At 43.1% G+C, this 255-nt stretch carries 1 rRNA gene; it reads right to left on the bottom strand.

Annotated features, from left to right (window positions below):
• Positions 1-65 (bottom strand): 5S ribosomal RNA (gene rrf / locus C5749_RS20005); the annotation flags it as partial.
• Between the last annotated feature and the right edge of the window lie 190 nt (positions 66-255).

Genomic DNA, 255 nt, shown 5'->3' with positions numbered 1-255 from the left:
TCTGGCGGGCTTGACTGCTCTGTTCGGAATGGGAAGAGGTAGACACCGCCGATATAGGCACCTGAATATCTTTTTAGTGATGAATTATAAGTGATAAATGATGAGTCACTATAGCTTATAATTCATAGCTATTAAATTGACAGTTATCGGGAAAAAAAGCGAACAAAAAAAGAGGACAAAGGAACTTTCCGGCGCGGAAAGCTTCGGGCTATTAGTACCGCTCGGCTATGGTATCTCTACCTTTACACCTGCGGC

This window comes from Sphingobacterium gobiense (genome assembly GCF_002980575.1).
Lineage (GTDB): Bacteria > Bacteroidota > Bacteroidia > Sphingobacteriales > Sphingobacteriaceae > Sphingobacterium > Sphingobacterium gobiense.
The sequence above is the reverse complement of the archived record's forward strand: the minus strand, read 5'-3'. Positions and strand labels throughout refer to the sequence as shown.